Below are 6,700 nucleotides of genomic sequence, written 5' to 3'. Positions count from 1 at the left end.
CCGTTCATGCTCAGCCGAGACGGCGCAACGTCCTCCGCGCTGCCCGTGCCATGGAAATGCTCCAGGTAGCGACGGGCGCTCACCCGGGACACGCCGGTCCGGACCGCGCACTCGGTGGCGGACAGGGTGCCGTCCGCCTCGCGCAGAGCCCGTTCGACGAGTTCGGCGGTCTCCACGCTCATACCCTTGGGCAAGGTGTGCGCCGGGGCGGGGGCGAACGCGCCGGCCAGGACGCGGTCCACGTCCGCCTGCCCCCGGACCACCGTCGTGAGCAGCCGGCCCCGCTGGGCGGCGTATCTCTCCAGGCGCAGACGCAGGTCCTCGAAGTCGAAGGGCTTCAGGAGGTAGTCGACCACGCCGCGGCGGACCGCGCCGCGTACGGTGTCGGCCTCCGTCGCCGCGCTGATGACCATGACGTCGCAGTCATGGCCCGCGGCGCGCAGCCTGGGGATGACATCGAGTCCGAAGAGATCGGGCAGGTAGAGGTCGAGCAGTACGAGGTCGGGGCACAGCTCGTCGACCGCCGCGACGGCCTGCTCGCCCGTGTGTGCCGTACCGACGACGCGGTACGGCTCGACGCGTTCCACGAACGCGCGGTGGACTCGGGCCACCATGAAGTCGTCGTCGACCACGAGGACGTCGATGGCGCCCGCCTTGTCGCTCGGCTCGGTCATGGGGCCGCTCCTTCCGCCACCGTGCCGGTGAGATGGCCGACGGTCATGCGTGCGGTGAACACGGCCCCTTCGGGGGTGTTGGCCACCGAGATCTCTCCCCCGTGCCGTTCGCAGACCAGCTTGGTCAGGGCCAGTCCGATGCCGCGCTCGCCCTCGCGGGCCGCCTTGGTGGTGAATCCGTGGGAGAACACCTCGCGGGCCAGCTCGGGAGCGACCCCGGGCCCGGAGTCGCGGACCGCGATCTCCACGCTGGAGGCGTCCTGCCGCAGCGCCACCTCCACCCAGGCGTCGCCCCGGGCCGCGGCGGCGTCGACGGCGTTGTCCACCAGGTTGCCCACCACGGTCGCCACATCGGCGGCGTCCTCCGGTGCGAGGCGCTCCAGCGCGGTGTCGTCCGAGATCCGCAGACTGACCCTCCGCTCGGCGGCGAGGGACCCCTTCGCCATCAGCAGCGCGGCCACCGCGGTGTCCCGGACGCGGCGGCTGAGGGTGACGTCCAGGGACTGGCGGTGCCGGCTCAACGCGCGGATGTAGCTCACGACTTCGTCCTGCTCACCGATCTGGATCAGCCCGGAGATGGTGTGCAGCTGGTTGGCGAACTCGTGTGCCTGTGCCCGCAGCAGCTCGGAGGAGCTGCGGAAAGAGCCGATCTCCCGCTCCAGCCGGGCGAGTTCGGTGCGGTCGCGCAAGGTGGTGACCGAGCCGAGGGGCCGGCCGTCCTTGGTGACGGTCATCCGGTTCATCACCAGGACCCGGCCGTGGCGGACGACTACCTCGTCGCGCTCGCCGGCGGCCGTGCCGGACAGCACGTCGCGCAGCCGCCCGTCGATGCCGAGTCCCTCCAGGCTCTGGCCGACGCAGTCCTCGGGCAGGTCGAGCAGCCGGCGCCCCATGTCGTTGACGAGGGTGAGCCGGTGCTGCGGGTCCAGGGCGATCACCCCCTCGGCGATCCCGTACAGCATCGCCTCGCGGTGCTCGGCGAGCCCGGCGATCTCGCCCGGCTCCAGGCCGAGGGTCTGCCGTTTCACCCGTCGCGCCAGCAGCCAGGAGCCGGCGACGCCCAGTCCGCTGGCGATGCCCAGGTAAGCGAGCAGGTAGGAGGATGCTCCGATGAGCCGCTGCCACACCGTCGGATCGGCCTCGCCGATCATCACCGTGCCGAGGATCCGGCCCAGGTTCTCCTCCGTCGCCCCGAGGACGGGCACCTGGGCGGCCAGCTCGCGGTCGCCGTCCAGGGTCAGCTGCCCGGACCAGCCGCGCCCACGGGCGGTGCCCGGTCCGAGCTGCATCCGCTCGCCGACGAGCGTGGGGTTCGTGGAGCTGACAATCCGCCCGGCCCCGTCGGCCACCGTCACCGACGTCACCCCCGACTGGGCCTGCGTGGCGAGCACCAGCGGGGCGAGCGCCTCGCCCGGCGCGGGGCGCACCAGTTGGCTGCGCACCAGCGGATTGGCGGCCAACTGCTCGGCGAGCGCGCTCACCCGGCGTCCCTCGACGCGGTTGAAGGTGGCCTGCGACTGGGCGAGGGAGACCGCGGCGACAGCCAGCAGCACCACGACGACGATGGCGAGCTGGAGCACCAGCATCTCGCCCGCGAGCGAATGGCGACGAAAGGTGGCGACCACGACGAACTCAATCTCCGATGCCGCCGCGAGGGGGGCGGCTCATGTGCCGAGCCGCACCATCATGACGCCCACCAGCCGAAATCGAAAGGGAGCTGTCACTGCCCGCCCGGCTTGGGGCCGATGCCCCGCAACTCCCTGATCGTGCCGCCGAGCTTCGCGCGGAAGGACTCCAGCAGCGCCGGTTTCACGCTGACCACCCAGCGCGTGCCGACGAGGTACGTGCCACCGTAGACGCGCGCCTCCTCCAGCCAGGTCTTCTTGAACCTCTCCTCGGGGAAGGTGGTGATGACGTAGTCGGCCTTCTTGGTGTGGCACAGGCCCTGGCGCAGCTCGTCGGCGTCGATGCGGATCTTCGCCTTGCAGCCGGTCAGCCCGGCGATCACCTCCACCTTGGCCGGTGCGACGACTCCGGCGGCGGGAGCGGCGGTCACGCTCGGCGCCGCCTTGCCGCCGTCGGCGCCCTTGCCGTCGTCCCCGCCACCGCAGGCCGTGGCCAGGGGGAGGACGACCAGGGCACCGGCCGCCGCGAGGGCGCACGGCCGGCGGGCGCGGGACGGGGCGCGGCGGGGGGATCGTGCGGGCGGTTGCTGCTGGGACACGTCGCCTCTCCGGGTGCGGTCTTTCGGCAGGGTTCGACAGGAGTACGCACAGGTCCGGGCGGGCGTTCACGCCTCACGCGGCCTCCTCCACCGCCTCGCCGCGCGTCCCGTCGGCCGGTCCTGCGAACTGGGTGCGGTACAGCTCCGCGTACCGCTGCCCCGCCGCCAGGAGTTCCTCGTGCGTGCCCCGTTCGACGATCCGGCCCGCCTCGACGACCAGGATCTGGTCGGCCGCGCGGACGGTGGAGAGGCGGTGGGCGATCACGACGGCGGTACGGCCCTCGAGTGCTTCGGAGAGGGCTTCCTGGACGGCGGCCTCGGAGGTGTTGTCGAGGTGGGCGGTGGCCTCGTCGAGGATGACGACGCGCTGGCGGGCCAGCAGCAGCCGGGCGATGGTCATGCGCTGGCGTTCACCGCCGGAGAGGCGGTAGCCGCGTTCGCCGACGACGGTGTCGAGGCCGTCGGGCAGGGACCGTACGAGGTCGTCGAGGCGGGCCCGACGCAGGGCGTCCCACACCTCGTCCTCGGTGGCCTCGGGGCGGGCGAGCAGGAGGTTGGCGCGGACGGTGTCGTGGAAGAGGTGGCCGTCCTGGGTGACCATGCCCAGGGTCTGCCGCAGCGACTGCGCCGTGAGATCGCGGACGTCGACACCGCCGATGCGCACGGCGCCTTCGTCGGTGTCGTACAGGCGCGGCATCAGCTGTGCGATGGTCGACTTGCCCGCGCCGGAGGAGCCGACGAGCGCCACGGTCCGGCCGGGTTCGGCGCGGAAGGACAGGCCGTGCAGGACCTCGTCGCCGCCCCGCTTGTCCAGGGACGCGACCTCCTCCAGGGATGCCAGGGAGACCTTGTCGGCGGCGGGGTAACCGAAGCGGACGTTGTCGAACTCGACCGCCACGGGCCCGTCGGGCACCGGGCGCGCGTCCGGCTTCTGCTCGATGAGGGGCCGGAGGTCGAGCACCTCGAAGACCCGCTCGAAGCTGACCAGGGCGCTCATCACCTCGACGCGCGCCCCCGCGAGCGCCGTCAGCGGGGCGTAGAGCCGGGTCAGGAGCAGGGCGAGCGACACGACCGCGCCGGGTTCCAGGGAGCCGCGCAGGGCGAACCAGCCGCCGAGGCCGTAGACGAGGGCCAGGGCGAGGGCGGAGACCAAGGTGAGGGCGGTGATGAAGGCCGCCTGGGCGGTCGCCGTCCGGATCCCGATGTCCGCGACCCGGCGGGCTCGTTCGGCGAACTCCCGCGACTCCTCCTCGGGCCGGCCGAAGAGCTTGACCAAGGTGGCGCCGGGGGCGGAGAACCGCTCGGTCATACGGGTGCCCATCGCCGCGTTCAGCGCCGCCGCCTCCCGCTGCATCCGGGCCATCCGGCTGCCCATCCGCCGGGCCGGGATCACGAACACCGGCAACAGCACCAGCGCCAGCAGGGTGATCTGCCAGGACAGCGTGAGCATCACCGCGAGCGTGAGAAGCAGCGTGACGAGATTGCTGACCACTCCGGAGAGGGTGTTGCTGAACGCGCGCTGCGCACCGATGACGTCGTTGTTGAGCCGGGAGACGAGAGCGCCCGTACGAGTGCGTGTGAAGAACGCGACCGGCATGCGCTGCACATGGTCGAAGACGGCGGTCCGCAGATCGAGGATGAGATTCTCCCCGAGCGTCGCCGACAGTCTCCGGCCGAGGATGCCCAGCGCCGCCTCCGCCACCGCGATCAGCGCGATGAGCAGGGCGAGGCGTACGACCCTGCCCTCGTCCCCGTCCGACACGATCGTGTCCACGACCCACCCGGCCAGGACGGGTGTCGCCACGGCCAGCAGGGCGGTGCCCACGCCGAGCAGGACGAAGAGGGCGATGCGGCGCCGGTGCGGGCGGGCGAACGCGCCGATGCGGCGCAGGGTCGCCAAGGCGAAGGGGCGGCGGTCCTGTTCGGCGTTGATGACGCTGTGCAGCTGCGTCCACGCCGTGGTCTCCATGCTCATGGGAGCGACAGTAGGACCTCAAGCAACCTTGAGGTCAAGGAGCTCGCACATTTCCCAGACATCCCGCACAATCAGCCCGATCCCCCTCTTCCCCGTCCCTCCGCGCAAAGGCCCCGATGACGCTCCCCGCCCAGCCGCTTCCCGCGCGCAATCCCCAGTCCCCGCTCCCGCAACCCGCAGTTGGCACGGCCTGGACAGCCTCTGGAGACGTGACAGCGGTACAACTCCCCGAACTGAGCCCGGGACGACTCCCCCGTCGCGTCCCGGTCCGCCGCCTGCGGCAGATCCTGTGTCTGCTCCCGCTCCTGCTCGTGACCGTGGTCGCGGTGCGGCACCGGTCGGTGCTGGCCGACGGTTTCGCGCATCTGGGTACCGCCGAGTGGCCCTGGCTGCTGGCCGCGGCCGGTGCGACCTGTCTGACCTGGGTCGCCGCCTCCTGCACGCGGCAGGGCGCGGTCGTCGAGCGGCTGCCCCGGCGACAGCTGCTGGCCACGCAGTTCGCGGCCGGCGCCGCCAACCACCTGCTGCCGACCGGGCTGGGCGCGAGTGCGGTCAACCTGCGGTTCATGACCGTGTGCGGGCTGCCGCTCGCCCGTTCCTCGGCGGCCCTCGGCCTGTACCTGCTCGCCGAGAGCGTCGGCCGGGTGGCGCTGCTGGGTGCCCTGCTCATCGCGTTCCCCGACGCGCTGCGGCTCGGCACGCTGGTGCCGGAGGCGGCGTTCGGCCCGCTGCTGGCCGGCGTCGCGGTGGTGCTCGTGATCGCCGTGACCGTGCTCGCCCTCGTGCGGCGGCTGCGCTCGGCCCTGATGTCGTTCCTGCGGACGGCGCTCGGCGAGGCGCGTAGGGTGCACACCCGTCCGACGCGGGCGCTGGCGCTGTGGGGCGGGTCCTTCGCCTTCCCGGCCCTGCAGGCTTCCGTCCTGGTGCTGGTGGGGCGGGCGCTGGGGCTGGACGTCCCGGCCGCGCACATGGCGGTGGCCTACCTGGCGGCGACGGTCGCCGTCGCGCTGGTGCCCACGCCCGGCGGCATCGGTTCGGTGGAGGCGGCGCTCGTCATGGCGCTGGTGGCGACGGGCGGCCCGGCCGCCGTGGCCACCGCGGTGGTCCTGGCCTTCCGGGTCATCACCGTCTGGCTGCCGCTGGTGCCGGGCGCGCTGACCCTGGCTGCGCTGGTCCGGCTGAAGGTGATCTGACGGAGAGGGCGCCGACTCCGCCCGACGGTGATCCTCCCCGGGCAGCGTGCCGATTCCGCCTCGCAGAAGGGACTTCACCATGCCGGTGCGGATCGAGCGTCAGGGCCATGTGACCACCGTCGTCCTCTCCCGCCCCGAGGCACGCAACCCGGTCGACGGCCCGACCGCGGCGGAACTCGCCGCTGCCTTCCGGGAGTTCGACGCGGACGAGGTGCCCGGGTGGTGGCGGTGCTGTGGGGTGAGGGCGGCACGTTCTGCGCGGGAGCCGACCTCAAGACGCTCGGCACCGGGCGCTGCAACCGGGTCGAACCGGAGGGCGACGGCCCGATGGGCCCGACCCGGCTGCGGCTGTCCAAGCCCGTGATCGCCGCCGTCGCCGGGCACGCTGTGGCCGGGGGTCTGGAGCCGGCCCTCTGGTGCGACCTGCGCGTCGCCGAGGAGGACGCCGTGTTCGGCGTGTTCCGCCGCCGCTGGGCGTGCCCCTCATCGACGGCGGCACCGTACGGCTGCCCCCGCTGATCGGCACCGGCCGCGCCCTCGACCCGATCCTCACCGGCCGCCCCGTCCCGGCCGCCGCGGCCACGGCATGGGGCTGGTCAACCGCCTCGTACCGCGCGGCCGGGCCCGTGCCGCG

Annotated in this window: 5 protein-coding genes and 1 pseudogene; 2 read left to right on the top strand and 4 right to left on the bottom strand. The window is 72.9% G+C overall.

Annotation, left to right across the window (positions count from 1 at the left end; translation table 11 throughout):
* The 4 genes from ABZ281_RS31535 to ABZ281_RS31520 all read right to left on the bottom strand — a co-directional run.
* Nucleotides 1–674: response regulator (locus tag ABZ281_RS31535; protein ID WP_356661014.1), on the bottom strand; the 674-nt coding region annotated here is incomplete at its 3' end.
* Nucleotides 671–2,299: an ATP-binding protein gene (locus ABZ281_RS31530; protein ID WP_356661012.1), complete on the bottom strand. Its 1,629-nt coding sequence runs from the start codon at nt 2,297–2,299 to the stop codon at nt 671–673. The genes ABZ281_RS31535 and ABZ281_RS31530, both read right to left, overlap by 4 nt.
* A 95-nt stretch (nt 2,300–2,394) precedes the next feature.
* Nucleotides 2,395–2,898, bottom strand: coding sequence for a hypothetical protein (locus ABZ281_RS31525; protein ID WP_356661010.1), 504 nt, complete (start codon nt 2,896–2,898; stop codon nt 2,395–2,397).
* A 73-nt stretch (nt 2,899–2,971) separates the two neighbouring features.
* The gene (locus ABZ281_RS31520) at nt 2,972–4,867 is read right to left on the bottom strand and encodes an ABC transporter ATP-binding protein (protein WP_356661018.1); all 1,896 of its coding nucleotides are present in this window, start codon (nt 4,865–4,867) and stop codon (nt 2,972–2,974) included.
* A gap of 299 nt (nt 4,868–5,166) precedes the next feature.
* Between ABZ281_RS31520 and ABZ281_RS31515 the strand changes: the two genes are divergently transcribed.
* Both ABZ281_RS31515 and ABZ281_RS31510 read left to right on the top strand, forming a co-directional pair.
* Entirely contained in the window at nt 5,167–6,066 is a 900-nt protein-coding gene (locus ABZ281_RS31515) for a lysylphosphatidylglycerol synthase transmembrane domain-containing protein (protein ID WP_356661016.1), read from the top strand.
* Between the two features lie 79 nt (nt 6,067–6,145).
* Nucleotides 6,146–6,700, top strand: a pseudogene (locus tag ABZ281_RS31510) (crotonase/enoyl-CoA hydratase family protein); the annotation flags it as partial.

It is taken from the genome of Streptomyces sp. NPDC006265 (genome assembly GCF_040613555.1).
In the GTDB taxonomy this organism is placed as follows: domain Bacteria; phylum Actinomycetota; class Actinomycetes; order Streptomycetales; family Streptomycetaceae; genus Streptomyces.
This window is presented reverse-complemented; position numbering and strand designations above follow the sequence as displayed.

Excerpts from the sequence above, each read along its gene's own strand:
- ABZ281_RS31520 (WP_356661018.1), bottom strand. The coding sequence starts at position 4,867 with ATGGAGACCACGGCGTGGACGCAGCTGCACAGCGTCATCAACGCCGAA.